We start from the raw sequence: 18130 nt of genomic DNA on the forward strand, positions 1-18130 counted from the left end.
CATAGATATTGGGAAGAAGGTAATCGCATGAAAGATAAAAAGCATAGTATATTTAAATCAGAAGAACTTATTTTAAAAAAGGCAGAGGAAGTGATTCATAGCAATATTTATAATCAAAATCCACTATTTGAACAGTACTGCTTTCTTGTTGGGCAATTTGCTAAACTACTAAAAGAAGTTGAAAAAATTGTAAAGATTAGTGACGGACAGCAGGAGTATTTGCATCGCATTCAAGACGACCTACAACAGGAAATCGAAAATCGTGTCAAAGCTGAGGAAAAACTTCGATATTTAGCTGCTATAGATACCCTCACTGGTGCATACAATCGAGGGATGGGGCTATCTATGCTTGACAATTTAATAAAAATAACAAAAAGAAGTGGAGAAGTCTTTTCCATCTGTTATCTTGACATTAATGATTTAAAATTTGTAAATGATAACTATGGACACACAGAGGGGGATGATCTCTTAGTTTTACTATGCAATTCTATTAAAGAAGAAATACGGGAATATGATATACTTTGCAGACTGGGTGGAGATGAATTTCTCATTATTTTCCCCAAATGTACTTCTAAAAATGTTGAAGCCATCATTGATAGAATCCAAAAAAAAATTAATATACAAAACGAAAAGAATCAAAACCCCTATAGTCTATCTTTTAGCTATGGAATACTTCAAGTGGATTCCCAAAAAGAGCCTTCCGTTGATGCACTTATTGAATTGGTGGATAAAAAAATGTATGCTCATAAACAAAGTTTCAAAAAAAGAAGACCAGTATAAATAGTTTATGAGCATAAGAAAAAACAGCATGCAATAATTTATTTATCTCTATGCAAAAACACAAAGAGGAACTATCAGATATCAATGATAGCTTCTCTTTATTTTATATTTTATATTTCAAATGTCATTTTAAAACACTAAGCTTTATTAACGATTATTTTCTCATTTACTTCCAGGATGTAGTGCTTAAGGATAAATTAGATAAATTTTACTTCATCCATAATAGCTTTAATCGCTTCTGTTTTTTGCTCATCTGCTTGGATAAAAGGTGCTGTACAATAATCTTGCATTTCAACCCCTCTTAGTATCATTGCCTTCTTTACTATAGGAATAAATGGTGTATCAATATTATATAAGTCCATCAGCTTATCGACAATTTTCTGAATTTCTGATACTTTTTCCATGTCTCTTGCATTAATTGCTTTTACCCATGCTGCAAAAATTTCTGGATAAATGTTAGAAAGCCCACCAATACAACCGCTTCCGCCAGAAAGAATATTATGAGCAAAGTTTTCATCAAATCCTGATAATACAATAAAATCTGGAAATTCTTCCTGTATCGTTGTAATTAACTTTCTAGTATGCCCCATTTCAGTAACTGTATCTTTAAACCCAATAATGTTTTTATGCCTTCTTAAAAGATTAAGGGTAACTTCTGGACTTAAATCATGTACTGTTCTCGCTGGAAAATTGTATAGATAAATATCTCCTTTTACTGCTTCTGCAACCTGATCATAGAATAATTCAACACTTGCATCTGAAAGTGAAAAGTAGTAAGGGCTAATGATCATTACGGCATCTGCCCCTGCTTCAATAGCATAATTTGAAAGCTCAATAGTATCTTCAACTGACATACAACTGGTGCCAATATAAACCTTTGTTCTTTTATTGACATAATTTACAGCTAAGTCGATTAGTTCTTTCTTTTGTTCTGTAGTCATAGTAAAAAATTCACCTGTACTACCCATAATCACTAGACCATCCACACCGCCGTTAATAAGATGATCAAAAATATTTTTATTTGCTTGTATATCTAAATTCCCGTTTGCATCAAAGGCTGTTACAACCGGTGTTAAAAAGCTTGCTTTTTTCATTAAATTCAACTCCTTTAATTATGAATCAATACAAGCAGACCATAAATTTAAAGTCTGCTTGTACTTAAATTTGTTTATACGTAGTTACATAGTCTTGCAATCGCTATTTCTGTATAACCTAATGATTCAGCTTTTGTTTTCTTACCATTAGCTACTTCGATAACTTCTTCTAAGAAAGCATCTGCTAATTCATCCATCGTCTGTGGTCCGTAGATTACTGGGCTGGCATCTATATCAATGTTATCAATCATATTTTCGAAAGTAATCTTATTTCCTGTTATTTTGATAACCGGTGAAATTGGATTACCTGTAGGTGTTCCCCTTCCAGTTGAAAATACAATGATTTGAGCACCACCAGCAACCATAGCCGCTACAGAAGAAGGGTCATTTCCTGGCGTATCCATGATTACAAGACCTTTTTCACTTACCTGCTTAGCATAGTCATATACAGCAGTAATCTCAGTATGGCCACCCTTGTGGATACATCCAAGTGATTTTTCTTCAAGGGTTGTAAGACCACCTGCCTTATTACCAGGTGATGGATTTCCTTCTCTAACTTCTTCACCCACTGACTGTAATGCTTTTTCATATCTATAAACAATTTCATAAATTCTATCTCTAACTTCTGGTGTTTTAGCACGTTCAGCTAGAAGATGTTCAGCACCAATAAGCTCTGTTGTTTCTGATAAAATAGAGGTTGCTCCATGCGCTACTAATCTATCACTCAATTCTCCAATGAGTGGATTTGAAGCTAAACCACTTGTTGGGTCAGATCCACCACACTCTGTACCAATAATTAACTCTGAAATAGGAAATTCTTCTCTTCTAAGCATGCTTGCTTCCTGAGCCATTTTTCTAGCAGCACGAACTGCTCTTTCAATTGTTGTTAATGTACCACCATTTTCCTGAATAATGAAAGTTTCCATAGGTTTATTGGTTCTTTCTTTGATGGCATCAACAACTAAATTCATCTGACAATTTTCACAGCCAAGAGAAACAATAACAGTACCATAAACATTAGGGTTAGCAGCAAAACCCGCCATAACATCCATTGTAAGCTGTTGATCTCCCTCCACCTGGGAACATCCATTTTGATTGTTGAAAGTAACAGCACCTTCTACTTGAGATGCAACAATTCTAGTTGTATCTGATGCACAAATACTTGCAGGTAAAATTAAAATATGATTTCTTACACCGACTCTACCGTCTGGTCTTTTATATCCATAAAAATTCATTTTAAAGGTCCCCCTAAATTATATAGTTTATTGTTAGGAATTTTCTCTCTTGCTCACTACATTATGCTCATGTACATGCTGACCAGCTTTGATATCACAAGCTGCAACACCAATATATTGACCGTATTTTCTAACCGGTTCATCTTTTGCAATGTCCTTTGTAGCAAGTTTATGATAAATTATAATATCGTCTAAAGCTGTGACTGTTATGATAGAACCATCATTCATCTTACAGCTAACTTCTGTACCTTTTGTAATTGGTTCAATTGACACTGCCACGTTATCTTTTTCGTTGATAATTAAAGCATTACCCATTGATTTTCACTCCTCTTGAATTTTAGTTTTATATAATGGATTTAAAACAGTTTTTTCTATTATAAATTTGCTATATCCCCTAAGCTCCAGTTTTTTGATCTGTTAGCGGGATTTTAGGGCATCCATATTTCTTCGCCCACCAGTCAGTTATAAATGGTACTAATACTGCAGTAACTACAACCGCTGCTGCAACCTGTGTTGTAGCTGTGCCTACATATGGCTCCCATGCTGGATCGATTAACGCTACTGCAGCTGGAACCGCAACCGCATTTCCAGCTGTTGTTGACACAGCCCATGCAGCATATCCTGGACGACCTCCAATAAATCTATCACAAATTAAGATGAAAATTCCTCCTATTAAAGTACACATTAAACCAAGAAGAATTCCTTGTGGTCCACCTTTAACGATATTTGTTATGTTGATACCAGCTCCTAAAGCAAATCCTACGAAAGGTATAAGAATGTTTCCAGCAGGAGCTAAGAAATCTTTTAACTCTGTATCAAGGTTACCTAAAATCATACCTACAATAATAGGTACTACAGCTGCTAAAAGAGAAATAAGCGGAATATTTGCAAGACCTGAAGCACCAAGAGCAACTAATGTGAAAAAGGGACCATCATTCAGGGCTAGTAGAGCCATAGCCGCACAATCTGTCTCGTCTCCGTAGGTATTCATTAAAGAAAGATAAACACTACCATTACTGTTTGTTACCGCACTGATTACAGATAATGTAGTTAATCCTAAAACACCAGCCATACCAAAGATTTTTCCAATTGCAATACCAATCGCTGCACCGATGATAAACTTTGATATAAGTAAGATACCGCCTCTTTTAAAAACCTTAGGCATTTCTTTAAATTGTAATGTTGTGCCTAGACAAAACAACTGAATCCCAATAGCTGTAGCTGCACCAGCACTAGTAAAAACAGCAGTTGTAAAAGAACCAATTTGTACTATTTGTGGAACAAAAGTATTGATGAGAGATGCAATAAGCATAGGTACAATCATCATACCAGCAGGCACTTTTTTTAGAAATTTCATAATCATAACATTACTCCTCCTTAAATTTTAATGTAGGTTTTGTTTCATTGTAGAATAGCAGATAGACAATACCAGCTTCTTCACTTTAATAGATCCTGCTTGAGAATTCGTTTTCATAAACTTTATGATTGAATCTTCTCTTGCGCCACTTCTGCTCTAAAAATACTTGACTAACGTTTTCAGAAAACAATAATTTTTATTGGGTATTTTCCTTAATAATTCCATGTACTTTTTTTCTTTCATCAATGTTTCCACAAAAGCTTCTCATGTTCTTTTTGAAAGATATTTTGTTTTCCTGTAAAAAACTTGTTGATTTTAAGAGCTTCAATCTCTTTTATTTAGTATAGCGGGTATACCCTATCAACCTTCATTTTGTTCGTATATACGAATGTTGTTTGTTTATATAAACTTATGACTAAATATTATCATATTCATTTAGTACTGTCAACGTAGATAATAAATAATTTTTCAAAAGGAATAATTTTTCTTTATGCTTAATTACCTTTAATACCAAATACTATCCTTACGCAATATAATAACCCCCCTTAAAGTAGCTTTTTCATGGTTTTATCCACATCTGCTTTAAGGGGGGATTTATCCAATATTTTACTGTTTGAGCCTGTTTAAAGTGATGAAAATATAGCTATTACTTCTTTTGACTCATTTCATAGGCTACCTCAATAATGCTATCCTCTTGTCCGCCAACAACCTTTCTTTTTCCTAATTCCACAAGAATCTCCCTTGGATCTACATGAAACTTTTCAGCGGCTTTATAGGTATGGAGTAAGAAACTAGAATATACACCTGCATAGCCTAACATCAAGGTTAAATCATTTGGTCTTGTCGCTTCTGGCACAATCTTTCTAAATACCTTTTCTGCTGTATCTAGGGTCTTGTAAAGGTCGGCATTTGTTTCATAACCACTCTTCTTTAGTACTGCTACCAATGACTCTGTTCTAGCATTTCCTGCCCCTGCTCCCGCACCATTTAAGGAACAGTCTACATAAGTAGCCCCTGCTTCAATAGCAGCTAAACTATTGCCAATTGCTAAGTTAAGGTTATCATGGGCATGAAATCCAATATCCACTGAAAGATTTTCTTTAAGAGCAGTAATTCTTTCTTTCACACCATCAGGCAGTAATGCACCTGAAGAGTCAGTGCAATAAACAATATCAGCACCATAGCTTTCCATAAGCTTTGCTTGTTCCACCAGATTTTCTACAGGTGCCATATGAACCATCATTAAAAAGCCTACAGTCTTCATGCCCATACTTTTTGCAACCTTAATATGTTGTTGAGAAACATCTGCCTCTGTTACATGGGTTGCCACCCTAGCAACCTCTGCGCCATATTTTCTAGCTATCTCTAAATCTGCTGAGGTGCCAATACCTGGGAGGATCAAAACTGCAAGTTTACTGTTCTTTATCACGCCAGATACTTCTTTAATCAAATCATTATCCGTTGCTTTGCTAAAACCATACTGTAGGGATGAACCAGCAAGACCATCTCCATGACTAATCTCAATAATGTCAATTTCAGCATCATCCAAAGCTTTAGCAATTGTTACAGCTTGATCTATGCTGTATTGATGAGACACTGAGTGACTACCATCTCTTAATGTTGTGTCCGTTAACCATATTTTTTTCATTACTTCGCCACTCCCTTTTCTGCTAATTTATCTGCAATAGCCGCTGCTGCTGCATTAATAATATCAAGATTTCCTGAATACTTTGGTAGAAAATCCCCTGAACCTTCCACTTCAATGCCAGTAGTAATTTTATTTCCTTCAACGATAGGCCCTACCTTCACCCTATATCCCGGTATATATGCTTGTATTTCTTTTTCTCTATCTTTAATAGCTTGAACGATTGCTTCTTTGTTAGGATTCTCCTCTTCCGTTAAGACATAGATGGTATTCTTCATCATAATTGGAGGTTCTGCTGGATTTAATAGGATGATTGCTTTCCCCTTCTTCGCCTTACCTACAATTTCTATTCCCTTGGTAGTTGTTTTTGTAAACTCATCTATGTTTTGACGGGTTCCTGATCCAGCACTTTTGCTGGCAATTGTTGCAACAATTTCCGCATAAGCAATGGATGTTACATTACTAATAGCATTAATCATCGGAATCGTTGCTTGCCCACCACAGGTAATTAAGTTGATATTGGGGGATGCCAGATGCTCCTCTAAATTAACGCTAGGCACAACATAGGGCCCAACAGCTGCAGGCGTCAAGTCAATAGCAATTTTTCCTGCCTCTTTTAAAAGGGGAGCATGTTGCAGATGATATTTTGCCCCTGTACAATCAAACACAATTTTAATATCATCTCTTTCTAATACTGCTTCAATTCCTTTGTAGGATGTTTCTATACCATTTTTTCTAGCAATCTGAAGACCCTTTGATTGAGGATCTATTCCTACCACCAGGACCAATTCTAAATTTTCTTTTCTCAATATTTTATGTATAAGATCTGTTCCTATATTACCTGGACCAATAATAGCTACCTTTGTTTTCAAGATAGTCCCTCCTTTTTTATTTTTCTTATTTTAGAAACTAAGTTCCCCTAAACGCTGCCACTCCCCCCGAAAAGCCAAAAGGCTCTTTATGGAAGATTGTGATTTAAATTAACACTAATGTATAGTAAATAAAAACACAACATATTGTGCGATATTATCGCACCACGTTCAGTTTATTCTGTAAAAAAAATGCTTCTATACCCTATTTTTTTATAAAACCTTTTAAACTCTACAAAAAATATTTTAAAAAAACTTTCATCCCTATATAAATAGGCATCTTTTGCAGTGCGATAATATCGCACTACGTTCATAGTAATAGGCAAAAAAATAATTACATATATCCTAGTTTTTGAGAAATCTCTCTACAGGTATTTTTAACATCTTTAACGATGTTTTTCACTTTATCCTCTGTCATTCTAAATTTTGGTCCAGATACACTGATGGCGTAAACAATTTCTTTGTCGAAGTTATAAATAGGAGCGGCTATACAAAACAAACCTTCTTCTACCTCTTCATTATCTAAACTATAACCATTCTTTACAACGTTTTTAAGTTCTTGTCTAAAGCTTTCTGGTTCTGTTATTGTATTTTTTGTATACGCTGTTAACCCTTTTTCCCTTATATATTCTTCTATCTCCTTATCTGATTGATAAGCAAGTATAGCCTTTCCTACACCAGTGCAGTGCATGGGTAACCTTTCCCCCACCTTTGAACAAATCCTCACCGACTGGTTGCTTTCTATTTTATCTATATATACAACTTCACGCCTATCGGCTGCTACTAAGTGGATGGTTTCTTGATATTTATTTGATAGTTTTTCTAAATAAGGTTTTATCACTTCAATAATATCTAAATGATTAAAAGCTTCACGTCCAATGGAATATAACTTTAAACTTAATTTATACTTCCCTGTTTTAGGATTTTTATAAAGATATCCAGCAAATTCTAATGTTTTTATAATGCTAAATACAGTACTTTTATTTAAACCCAGCGCATCTCCTAACTCAGTTACACCCAGTTCCTTCTCTTTTCCAAGAACCTCTATAACCGATAATCCTCTAAGAATTGATTTAATATAGCCCTCTTCCAAATCAAGCACATTCCTTTCTTCGTGTTTAGACTGCCAATGACTTTGTCGCTTAAATTATGTTTTCATAATATATGAAACGTTTTCTTTTGTCAACATAAAATTCTAAATTTTTCATTAAATTGAATCTTATGTAAATATTCCCCCAATATTTTTAAAAACACTGGGGGAAAAATCCTCTATCGCAACAGTAATAATTGAAAAAAACTGCCATAAGGATTAGTCAAATTTGTATAAATTTAGTCCTATCTCTTCGCTAAAAGCGCGATCTACATTTCCTTCAACAGCCTCCACCATAAATTCACCAGTAGCACTTACTATAGCAAGGTTTAAGTGTCCTCCATAGGTTTTATATTCATCATCTGACAAATTAATATGTAGATGTAGATAGGTCTCTCCCTTCATCGTAGAGATATTCCCTAAAAGGCTAGTAATTTCATAGTCTCCTGTTAATTCAGTACTATGATATTTTTTTGTTTTCGTTTCAAACAAACCTACAGTTACTTTGTTTACTGCGCCAATACCTTTAACCCATCCTAATGTAATCTTATGGCTTTGACAAAACTCTTTAAGGGTCTGAACAACTTCTTCTCCCTTATCCATTCTTATGATGTACTTGTTTCCAAACTGCTTATATTCCATACTTCCACTCCTTTGTTCGTCTGATATAGCATAAAGCTATACCTTATTTAGTATGCTTACTTATTTTCTAGATATTTCTTATGCCTGTATAATTTATAATTATAACAAATTTTCCTTTAGAAGTTAATAAAACCCATTGTATTTTTTAAGAACTACCTTTGCAAAAATCCTTCATTCGCTTTCTTCTTGAAATAATTTATAAACCTCACTAAAGTGTTTTGCCTCATGAAGATTTCCCATTTTTTCATATACTTTAGCCAGTAAATAATAAGTATTGGCACAAGCAGGGTCAATGGACAAAGCCTTCTTCAAAATAGTTAAAGCCTCTTCCATAAGATTATTGGAAAGTTTATTCTTCGCAATCTCCAAAAGACTTTCTAAGGATTTGTTCTCATTGATAACTTCTTGTAATACTTGTTTTATCCTATTGGTGGTAAAGGGTTTTTGCATATAGGCTACTGCCCCCATTTGTGTGCATTCTACAGCATTTTTTACAGTTGCAAATGCTGTAATAATGATTACTGGAGTTTTTATACCTATGCTGCGAATTTGGCGTAGGACCTCTGTTCCACTGATCTTAGGCATCTTTATATCTATAAAAGCTAAGTCAAAGTTCCCCTTCTTAAATGCTTCTATTGCCTCTTCTCCATTCTCTACACTAGTGACATCATAACCCTCATGCTGTAAACAGGTAATTAGTAGTTGTCTAATATTTTTTGTATCATCAGCTATTAATACCTTTCTCATTTCCATCCTCCTTGCCTAGTGAAGTTTTTTGTTTATTTGTTGCTAAGTTACATCTGGAGGTAAAGTAAAACTAAAGCTGCTTCCAATATCTACTGTACTTTCACACCATATTTCTCCTCCATGGGCTTCAACAATATCCTTTGCAATAGATAAACCTAGGCCAGTGCCTCTAATTTCTAGGCCTGAATCCTCTACTTGCACAAATTGGTCAAAAATTTTCCCTACATATTCCTGCGGTATGCCTATCCCTGTATCCTTTACAGTGATAATAATTTTCTTTTGTTTTTCTTCAACATAAAGAGCTATTTCGTCGCCTGCATCAGTGTATTTCAAAGCATTTATAACAAGATTATTGATTACCCAAGTAACTTTTTCTTGATCAATATATACATTAGGCAAGTCCTGGGGAACTACCGTATACAATTTTACCTTTTTACTAGATGCTTGAAGATAAAATGGCTTAATTGCTTGTTGAATAACACAAGCAATTGAAACATACTTTTTATCATAGGCCGCTTTGGTTGATTGAATTTTAGACATGTACAATAAATCATCTACCAAATTAGCCATGCTTTGACAATCTTCTTCCATAGAAGTTAATACATTTCTTTGTTGTTCATTAAGATCTCCTATAGCACCATCATTCAATAAGCTTGTACCCATCATAATAGAAGTCAGAGGGGTTTTAAACTCATGGGAAACTGTTGAGATAAAGTTGGTTTTCATTTTTTCCAATTCTTTTAGCTCAGTAACATTTTGAAAAAGCACAACGACGCCCTTCCTATCTGAAGCCGTATCAATAATTTTTGTGACAACAATATTGAAATAATAATGACCATGATCAGACTCAAAATAAAAGATATTTTCTTTATGTTTTGAGATTTCATCATCAAAAATACTGGTGATATCATTATATAAATTTTCCTTATAAATAATTTCAAAAAAGTACCTATTGTAAGCCTCTTTTTCTTTAATATGAAAGAAATCTTCAAAAGCTTTATTGATTAAGGTAATTCTATATTTATTGTCGAGTACCATCAATGGATCTGATATGCTTTTTACAATTGCAACAGACTTGTTTTTCTCGGTGATTACTTTTCCTAAAGTACTCTTTTCAAAAACCAACAGTCTTTCTGTCATTTTATTGAACTCCTGAGCTAATATTCCTATTTCATCATTCGAAGTAATTTCTATTTGTTTATCTATATCCCCCGCTTCTACTAGCCTCATGGCTTTCGTAAGTTGCTCAACAGGTTTAGTAAATTTATCTGCTAAATATCTTGAAATAACGAATCCACTAATGACAGAAATCACTGACAGAAGGAAAATTATCTTTGTTGAAGCCTGTGAATTTCTTACTACTTGGGTTTTTCTCCGAAACATAGCTGTTTCATTGATATCTTCTAGCGCCTTCAAGTCTTCCTTAAGGGCTAGAAACTTAGGAGTAATTTCCCCTAAGTAAAATTCCATTAGCACATCTGGAGAATCAGTAGCTTGAATTTTTTCTAATTGTCGAAACAAGGCAATATATTCGATATAATGCTTGTTTATTGATGTTATTATTTCTTGCTCCCCTATCTCCGTTATATTGTTTTTACCTTTATGATAATATAAATAAAAACTTTCCATATTGTCTTCGAAACCTTTTAAACCTATTTCTGTTTTTCCATTACTATAAATCAATATAGCACTATCTTGTCTTTCCAATGACTCAATCATCTTACTGATGGTTTCTAAACTATTATAGTTATCTACAATTAAACCCTCAATTTCTCTTGTTAAACCATAAAGATTTACAACCGAAACTAGCCCTACCACAGCAATGATACACACTAAAATAAGATAAATTAAAGATATTTTATGTTTTAAGCTTCTCATTGATTCACCCACTATATCGTCTTATCTTCTAAGTATATAGTACCGCTTTCAACACTTCAAATTAAACTACTAATCTAAAATGGAAGAACACAGAGAAAACTCTATGTAATGTTGAGCTAATTTCATTTTATCGCCGCCTATTAATAGGATAAAAAATAAAAGTGCTTAGATAGTCATTTGGGATTAAAGATTGTATTAGATATAATGTTACCATGTAACTAAAAATACAGTATTAATGCATTTTATGAAAAACAATCTATACAGATAGGTAGGGATGATAGGTATGAAACAGGTAGCTGTTATTGGACTGGGGCATTTTGGTGAAGGCTTAGCCTATAGCCTTGAAAAACTTGGAAATAAAGTGATAGCTATAGATAAAAATATAGAAGTAATCAATAAAATTTCTACTGCAATTAGCACTTCTTTATCATTAGATGCTACTAGCTTAAACAGTTTAAAAACATCTGGCATTAGCAATTTTGATACTGCAATTGTAGGATTTTCATCAGATTTAGATGCTTCCATTACTACTATTATGCATCTAAAAATTTTAGGTATTCGTCATATTATTGCGAAAGCCCATGACGAAATTCACGGCAAGATCTTGATGAAGGTTGGTGCAGATGAAGTGATCCTTCCAGAAAAGGAAATGGGCCAACGATTAGCCAACAACTTAAAATACAGTAGTTTTTTCGAACTTATGTACTTATCCTCCGAATATAGCGCAGTCGAAGTTAAGGTTTTAAGAGAATGGCACAATAAAACACTTATGGATTTGGAAATAAATTTAAAATACAATATCAATATTATTGCTATTAAAAGTAATGGCAATATCAATATTTTGCCTAAAGCTGATGATATACTCAAATCTACTGATACTTTAGTTATTGGTGGTTCTGTAGTCAATCTTGAAAGCTTTAAAAATAAAATTTTAGAAAAAAGAATATACAGTGAACAATATAGTTAATAGTAATGAAGAGGACTAGTAAGTAAATGGTTGAATATAATCCATCTACTTACTAGTCCTCTTTTGGTTTTATCTATACTTTTTTATGAACTGGTTTTCCTTTTAGCTAAAAACATAAATCGAATATCCTTCATTAATTTAATGCTTGCGAAAAATATTACGATAAACTCCAACCTACCTAACATCATACCAATAATTTGTGTCCACAAAATACCTATCGGGGCATCAGGAGAAGTAATACCCATTGAAAGACCTACCGTGCTTAAACTTGATGCAAATTCAAACATAGATTCTTTTAAAGGATAACCATAAAATAAGAATATAAGGACGCCAATAGCATAAGTCAGCATATAAATCATTGCAAAATTAGCCGTTTGAATAATATGGCTTTGCTCAACATAATATTTTCCTTCGCTTCTCCAAACATAATTCTGCCTAACAGACTTTGACGGTAAGAGATAACCTTTTAGTTCCCACCATAATGACTTAAATAATAAATATACTCTATATAATTTTAATCCCCCAGCAGTAGACCCTACGCCTCCACCAATGATCATTAAAACAATCATAATAAATACAGCAGATGTTGCCCACGCTTGATACCCCACTGTTGAAAAACCTGTCGTTGATAAGGCTGAAATCAGTTCAAAAGCAGTGATTCTAAAACTCTTAGTAAGCGTTCCATAAAGAGGTAATAATGCTCCTATTGCTACTACTGGAATGGTTAAAGCCAACAAAAACCCTAGAATTCTTACTTCTCCATTTCGTAGTACTGATTTAAATTCTCCTTTTAGCAGCAAAAAATGAACCCCAAAGTTTGTTGTACCCAAAAGCATAAATACAATAGTAAGCGCTTCTATTAAAGGACTATTATAAGCCCCTATACTATCCGTTCTGGTTGAAAAACCCCCAGTGGATAAGGCGGCTATTGCATGATTGATGGCATCAAACCAATGCATACCGGCTAAAATATATAGTAGCGTTGCAGAAATAACATAACCACTATATATTGTCATAATTAACTTTGTTGATTTTCTCACATTGGGCAGTAGTTTATCCGTTCTTCCCTCAGCATTATAAAGCCCCTGTCCATTAGGGCCAATAATTGCTGAAACCATCACAACAGATATGCCGGCTCCACCAAAAAACTGCATAATACTTCGCCAAAGTAAAAAAGTATTGGGCGCTTCAGTTACATCTACTACAGATAAACCAGTAGTCGTCCAACCGCTGACGGTTTCAAAGGTTGCTTGCGTAAAGTTTAGCATTCCTGCTAAGATAAAAGGTAATGTAGATAAAAGTGCCGTAATAAACCATGACAAAATAACAATAATACCGCCTTCCTGGAAGGTCAGGTTCGTTGTTTTCTCTGCTTTTAATCTTCTAGATGCAATAAATCCTATAGCAACGGTAATTACCGCTGAAATTAAAAAATATTTTGCTGTATCTATCTCTTGAGGATATGCTGGTAAAATCAATAGAGGTAACAACAAAGTTATTCCCAAGCCAATTAAAATAATACCAACATACCCTATAATCATACTATATTTTTCCTTTAGTATTTTTAGATAAAGCATTTTACTCCACCCTTCCGCTTAATGCTTGCAAAACATGGGATTGACTTCTCGGTAGAGCAAGGATAATCAATCTATCTGCCTCCATGATCATGGTATCTCCCCTCGGAATTAAAGCCTCTCCTCTCCTTACAATACATCCAACTACTGCATCCTTCGTTAAGTCTAGTTCTGCAAGAGTTTTATTCATAATTGGATAATCTTTTTGTACCTCTAGCTCTATCAGGGCTACTTTCCCTTCTTCTATGGGAGTCAAATTCACAATATCCTCCAAAAAGACTTTTTGTTCAATCATGGAAGAAATAATTTGTGCAGTACTGATCACCGTCGTTACGCCAAGACGCTTAAAGACATCAACATTTCTTGGATCGTTTACCATGGCAAATGTTTTGGGCACCTGATAAAGTTTTTGCGCCACTTGGCAAACCACTAGGTTTTCTGGATCATTTAGCGTTACAGCAATAATTGCATGGGTATAGGCTGCTCCCGCCTCCTCCAACACCTGAGGATTTGCACCATCTCCCCATACTACTACTGTGTCAGGATGTTTTTTCGCCAACTTTCCACAATATTCTTTATCATTATGAATAATCGTTACTTCATACCCTTTCGAAACAAAAGACTTTGTAAGGAAGTGCACAATTTTTCCACCGCCAACAATAATTACCCTCATTATTTTTCCTCCTTATGTTTACCCATAATAAGTTCATAAAGCAACTGTGCTGACAAAATCGTAGGAGAAATAGTTTGAATTTCCAAAGCCTCATATACTGGTATTTCAGCAGGGTCAATCACCCTTGCTAAAACCAACGGCACTTCATAAATCTTCGTTGCCACTTGAGCAATCATCATATTGGTGCTGTCATCAGCAGCTGCCGTAATCAAAACATCGGCTTTGGCTATCTTGGCCTGTTCTAGTACATCTATTTCAATAGCATCCGCCTCCAACATGAACCCACTAAATTCTTCACTTAATTTTTCAAATTTCTTCTCTTCTTTATCTATAATCACAACACTTTTCCCAGCCTTTGAAAGAAGATTGGCTAGATGAGAGCCTGTTCTCCCACAGCCAACCACAATAATATATTCCATATTATTCTTCTTCATCATTACCATCTCCTAAATTCATGCCGTGTTGTGTATAGATAAACTGCGCTGTTCTTTCCAAATTCTGTTGCGCTGGCCTAAAGGTTGGCTCTAAAGCTAAAGCTGCACGATAATGTTTTTGAGCTTCACTGACTTTTCCATAGAACTCAAAGATAATTCCCAATAAATTATGTGGTTCAGGTGCTTCTGTATTTTTCAAAATGGCTTTTCCTAAAAATTCTCTAGCCTTCTCATAATCTCCACTTAATATACTCTTTTTTGCATACTGTACCATTTCATGATAAGTTGCTACTACTTCTTCTGATAGTTCTTCTCTACTTAGTACATCCTTTATAATCATACGGATTTCTTCCGGAGCAAAGGGTTTACTTAAAAAGTCTATGGCACCTAGCTTCATTGCTTCAACAGCCTTTTCTATCGTTCCATAAGCTGTCATCATAATAATACTAACCTTTTTTCCCTCACTTCTAACCTTTTGCAATACCTCAATTCCTGTCAAACCTGGCATTTTCATATCTAAAAGCACTGCATCAAAATCCTCTGCCATAATTTTTTCATAACCTTCTAAGCCATTCACAGCTGTTTCCACCTCATATTTTTCAGCCAACAAACATTGCTTTAATGCGAGGCGAATATTTTTTTCATCATCTACAATTAAAATTTTAATCATTTTTATTCCTTCCTTCTAAATATATTTTTCTATAATTTCTTGTACCTGTGTATGGGTAAACGGCTTAACGATATAATCAATACCCCCTATTTCATAAGCCTTTTTAATATCTTCTTCTTCTGTTTTAGCACTCATAAAGATAATGGGAATGCTGGCCAATGCGGTTTCCTCCTTTAAAGCTGCGCAAACGAGGTACCCATTCATTTTAGGCAGTAAAATATCTAACAAAATTAAATGGGGTAAGGTCTGTAACGCTTTATCGATTGCCTCAACCCCATTATAAGCTATAATTACCTCATATCCCTTGCTCTCCAAGTACATCCTAAGACCTAATACGATGTTTTTTTCATCTTCTACAATCAGTATTCTCTTCCTCATCAAAATCTCCCCAGTTTCTAAGACTTTTCAATAGCTAAGGTGAAATAAAAGCTACTACCTTTACCAAGCTTGCTTTTTACCCATATTTGTCCACCATGCGCTTCAATAATCTCCTTACATATTGCTAATCCTAAACCTGTTCCACCAGTTGGATTTCCTTCTCTATCTTTTACTTGAACAAATTTTTCAAAGATCTTCTTTCTATATTCCTGAGGAATACCTATACCATTGTCTGAAACAGAAACCAAAACAATACTTCCTGTACGTTTTCCCTCTATCTGAATTTTGCCACTGCCATCCCTAGGTGTATATCGCATGGCATTGCCGATTAAATTGATCAAAATCCAACTTACTTTGTTAAAATCAGCCCTTACTAAAGGAAGATTTTCTTCAATGCAGTAGGACAATTCAATGTTCTTATCCTTTGCTTGATGTTCAAAGGCTTTTACAGATTCCTCAACGATCTTTTTTAATTCATTTCCTCGAATATTCATTTCAATTTTTCCCGACTCAATTCTTGATAAGTCTAATAAATCATTGACTAAATTTTTTAATCTCTCCTGATCCTCCTTCATAGCTTCAACCAATTCTTTTTGGTTCTCTGTCAATGGCCCCGGTATCCCCTCCAATAATAGTCCCGTTCCCATACTCATGGAGGTTAATGGAGTTCGAAATTCATGGGATACGGTAGAGATAAAATCAGACTTCATTTCATCAATTTCTTTTAGTTTCGTAATATCCTGAATCAATGTTACAACACCGATAAACTCTTTAAACTTATCTCCTATAGGTAATACTTGAATTCTATAGTGTTTGTATTTTTCATTCTGTCTTAATGAAATAGCAACTTCCCTCAATGGTTTTTTATCTGTATTCTTTTGTACATTCTCTACTTCTTCAATAATCTTAAAAACTTCCTCATGTTTAGCAACTTCTAAAAAATGTCTTTCCAAAGCATCGGTTTCCTTAACACCAAAGATTTTTTCAGCAGCTCTATTTACTAATGTAATCTTATGATTGATATCCGTAACAATAATTCCATCGCTAATGCCCTCAACAATAGCTTCCGCCTTTTTCTTTTCTTTCATTAATCGTTTAATATTTAGCTGTTCATAACTACTTAGCTTTTTAGCCATTACATTAAACTCATCAGCCAATACGGAAATCTCACCACTACCTTTTATATAAATTTGTTGATCATAATCTCCTTCTGCAATTTTTTTAACCTTCTCAATTAATTCTTGAATAGGTTGAATGGTTTTATGAATAGATACCCAAGCTAAAATACTCCCTACAATCGTTGTAATTAATGCAATTGATAGGGTAGAGTAAGTAGCTTTTTCAGCTGTATTGTGGGCTTGATCCTTTAACCTTAACATCGCCTCTTGATTTAATAACTGCAAATTCCTTGAAAGCTCTTTTGCTCTTTCAAAGGCTGGAAATACATTATTAAAATAAAAGTTTTTAGCTGCTTCTTGGCCCTCATTAGACTGAATATTACTCAATAACCTTACTTTTTCTAAAAAAATCACATAAGCATCATGAATCTCCTCAACAACTTCCTTTTCTCCCCTTTCTGTTATATTGCCTTCTGCAATAGCCAAATCTCTTAAAAACTTTACTTCATTTTCCTTAAAATGAATAAAAGTTTCATTTTCATTGGTAAACATATAGGATAGTATCGCACTATCCTGTCTTTCTAAAGCTACCACCATATTTTGAGCTGCAACAACACTTTTATAATTGGCACGCATAATATCATCTATAGAATTACTTAATGTAAAAAAATTTTTACTTGACCATAGACTTGTTAAGGCAAATATAACTAGTACCACTAAAAACAATAATAATATTTTTGATTTAATACTTCTTTTCAATGCTTTATCACTTCTTTTCTATAGTAAATATATCCTATTTATTTACTTACCCATTATCTTACTTATTATATTATTATACCTAAATTTCATCAAACAATTATTCCTATTAAATAACTACATATTAATTTATATCCTACTAGTCGATAAGCAATATTTTATTGCTGCTTCACCATATCTTCTTTTTTCTTAAAATATCTCTATTTTTCCCAGGTATATTGAA

18 protein-coding genes are annotated in these 18130 nt (G+C 34.1%); 2 read left to right on the plus strand and 16 right to left on the minus strand.

Going from position 1 to position 18130, the window contains the following annotated elements:
- Nucleotides 1–27: 27 nt before the first annotated feature.
- Nucleotides 28–780 carry a GGDEF domain-containing protein gene (locus BJL90_RS19965; protein ID WP_070972382.1) on the plus strand — a complete coding sequence of 251 codons (753 nt, stop codon included), beginning with the start codon at nt 28–30 and terminating at the stop codon, nt 778–780.
- Between the two features lie 197 nt (nt 781–977).
- Here the strand turns inward: BJL90_RS19965 and BJL90_RS19970 are convergent, their stop codons facing one another.
- From BJL90_RS19970 to BJL90_RS20015, 10 genes are all read right to left on the minus strand, one after another.
- Nucleotides 978–1874 (minus strand): dihydrodipicolinate synthase family protein, encoded by an 897-nt coding sequence (locus BJL90_RS19970; protein ID WP_070972385.1) that lies wholly within the window; start codon nt 1872–1874, stop codon nt 978–980.
- Between the two features lie 74 nt (nt 1875–1948).
- Nucleotides 1949–3109: a UxaA family hydrolase gene (locus BJL90_RS19975; RefSeq protein ID WP_070972388.1), complete on the minus strand. Its 1161-nt coding sequence runs from the start codon at nt 3107–3109 to the stop codon at nt 1949–1951.
- 33 nt (nt 3110–3142) lie between these two features.
- Nucleotides 3143–3424 (minus strand): UxaA family hydrolase, encoded by a 282-nt coding sequence (locus tag BJL90_RS19980; RefSeq protein ID WP_070972391.1) that lies wholly within the window; start codon nt 3422–3424, stop codon nt 3143–3145.
- 79 nt (nt 3425–3503) lie between these two features.
- Complete coding sequence (locus tag BJL90_RS19985; protein WP_070972394.1) at nt 3504–4472, minus strand: 2-keto-3-deoxygluconate permease; 969 nt, start codon at nt 4470–4472, stop codon at nt 3504–3506.
- 640 nt (nt 4473–5112) lie between these two features.
- Nucleotides 5113–6114, minus strand: coding sequence for a 4-hydroxy-2-oxovalerate aldolase (gene dmpG / locus BJL90_RS19990; RefSeq protein WP_070972397.1), 1002 nt, complete (start codon nt 6112–6114; stop codon nt 5113–5115).
- Nucleotides 6114–6983 carry an acetaldehyde dehydrogenase (acetylating) gene (locus BJL90_RS19995; RefSeq protein WP_472234902.1) on the minus strand — a complete coding sequence of 290 codons (870 nt, stop codon included), beginning with the start codon at nt 6981–6983 and terminating at the stop codon, nt 6114–6116. Before BJL90_RS19995 ends, dmpG begins: the two co-directional genes overlap by 1 nt.
- A gap of 331 nt (nt 6984–7314) precedes the next feature.
- Nucleotides 7315–8073, minus strand: coding sequence for an IclR family transcriptional regulator (locus tag BJL90_RS20000; protein ID WP_070972403.1), 759 nt, complete (start codon nt 8071–8073; stop codon nt 7315–7317).
- A gap of 216 nt (nt 8074–8289) precedes the next feature.
- Nucleotides 8290–8712: a PPC domain-containing DNA-binding protein gene (locus BJL90_RS20005; protein ID WP_070972406.1), complete on the minus strand. Its 423-nt coding sequence runs from the start codon at nt 8710–8712 to the stop codon at nt 8290–8292.
- 171 nt (nt 8713–8883) lie between these two features.
- Nucleotides 8884–9459: a response regulator gene (locus BJL90_RS20010; RefSeq protein ID WP_070972409.1), complete on the minus strand. Its 576-nt coding sequence runs from the start codon at nt 9457–9459 to the stop codon at nt 8884–8886.
- A gap of 42 nt (nt 9460–9501) precedes the next feature.
- On the minus strand, nt 9502–11337 hold the full coding sequence (locus BJL90_RS20015) for an ATP-binding protein (RefSeq protein WP_070972412.1): 1836 nt from the start codon (nt 11335–11337) through the stop codon (nt 9502–9504).
- Between the two features lie 283 nt (nt 11338–11620).
- Between BJL90_RS20015 and BJL90_RS20020 the strand changes: the two genes are divergently transcribed.
- Nucleotides 11621–12304, plus strand: a complete 684-nt coding sequence (locus BJL90_RS20020; protein ID WP_070972415.1) for a potassium channel family protein — start codon at nt 11621–11623, stop codon at nt 12302–12304.
- A gap of 83 nt (nt 12305–12387) precedes the next feature.
- Here the strand turns inward: BJL90_RS20020 and BJL90_RS20025 are convergent, their stop codons facing one another.
- Genes BJL90_RS20025 through BJL90_RS20050 form a run of 6 tightly spaced genes read right to left on the minus strand, consistent with a single transcriptional unit; the run spans nt 12388 to nt 17910 of the window.
- The gene (locus BJL90_RS20025; protein WP_070972418.1) at nt 12388–13881 is read right to left on the minus strand and encodes a TrkH family potassium uptake protein; all 1494 of its coding nucleotides are present in this window, start codon (nt 13879–13881) and stop codon (nt 12388–12390) included.
- Nucleotide 13882: 1 nt separating this feature from the next.
- On the minus strand, nt 13883–14551 hold the full coding sequence (locus BJL90_RS20030; RefSeq protein ID WP_070972421.1) for a potassium channel family protein: 669 nt from the start codon (nt 14549–14551) through the stop codon (nt 13883–13885).
- Nucleotides 14551–14985 (minus strand): potassium channel family protein, encoded by a 435-nt coding sequence (locus BJL90_RS20035; protein WP_070972424.1) that lies wholly within the window; start codon nt 14983–14985, stop codon nt 14551–14553. Before BJL90_RS20035 ends, BJL90_RS20030 begins: the two co-directional genes overlap by 1 nt.
- Nucleotides 14972–15655, minus strand: coding sequence for a sigma-54-dependent transcriptional regulator (locus BJL90_RS20040; RefSeq protein WP_070972427.1), 684 nt, complete (start codon nt 15653–15655; stop codon nt 14972–14974). Before BJL90_RS20040 ends, BJL90_RS20035 begins: the two co-directional genes overlap by 14 nt.
- Before the next feature lie 15 nt (nt 15656–15670).
- Entirely contained in the window at nt 15671–16033 is a 363-nt protein-coding gene (locus BJL90_RS20045; protein WP_070972430.1) for a response regulator, read from the minus strand.
- 17 nt (nt 16034–16050) lie between these two features.
- Nucleotides 16051–17910, minus strand: a complete 1860-nt coding sequence (locus BJL90_RS20050; protein ID WP_070972433.1) for a HAMP domain-containing histidine kinase — start codon at nt 17908–17910, stop codon at nt 16051–16053.
- Between the last annotated feature and the right edge of the window lie 220 nt (nt 17911–18130).

This window comes from Clostridium formicaceticum, from assembly GCF_001854185.1.
GTDB classification, from domain to species: Bacteria; Bacillota; Clostridia; order Peptostreptococcales; family Natronincolaceae; genus Andreesenella; species Andreesenella formicacetica.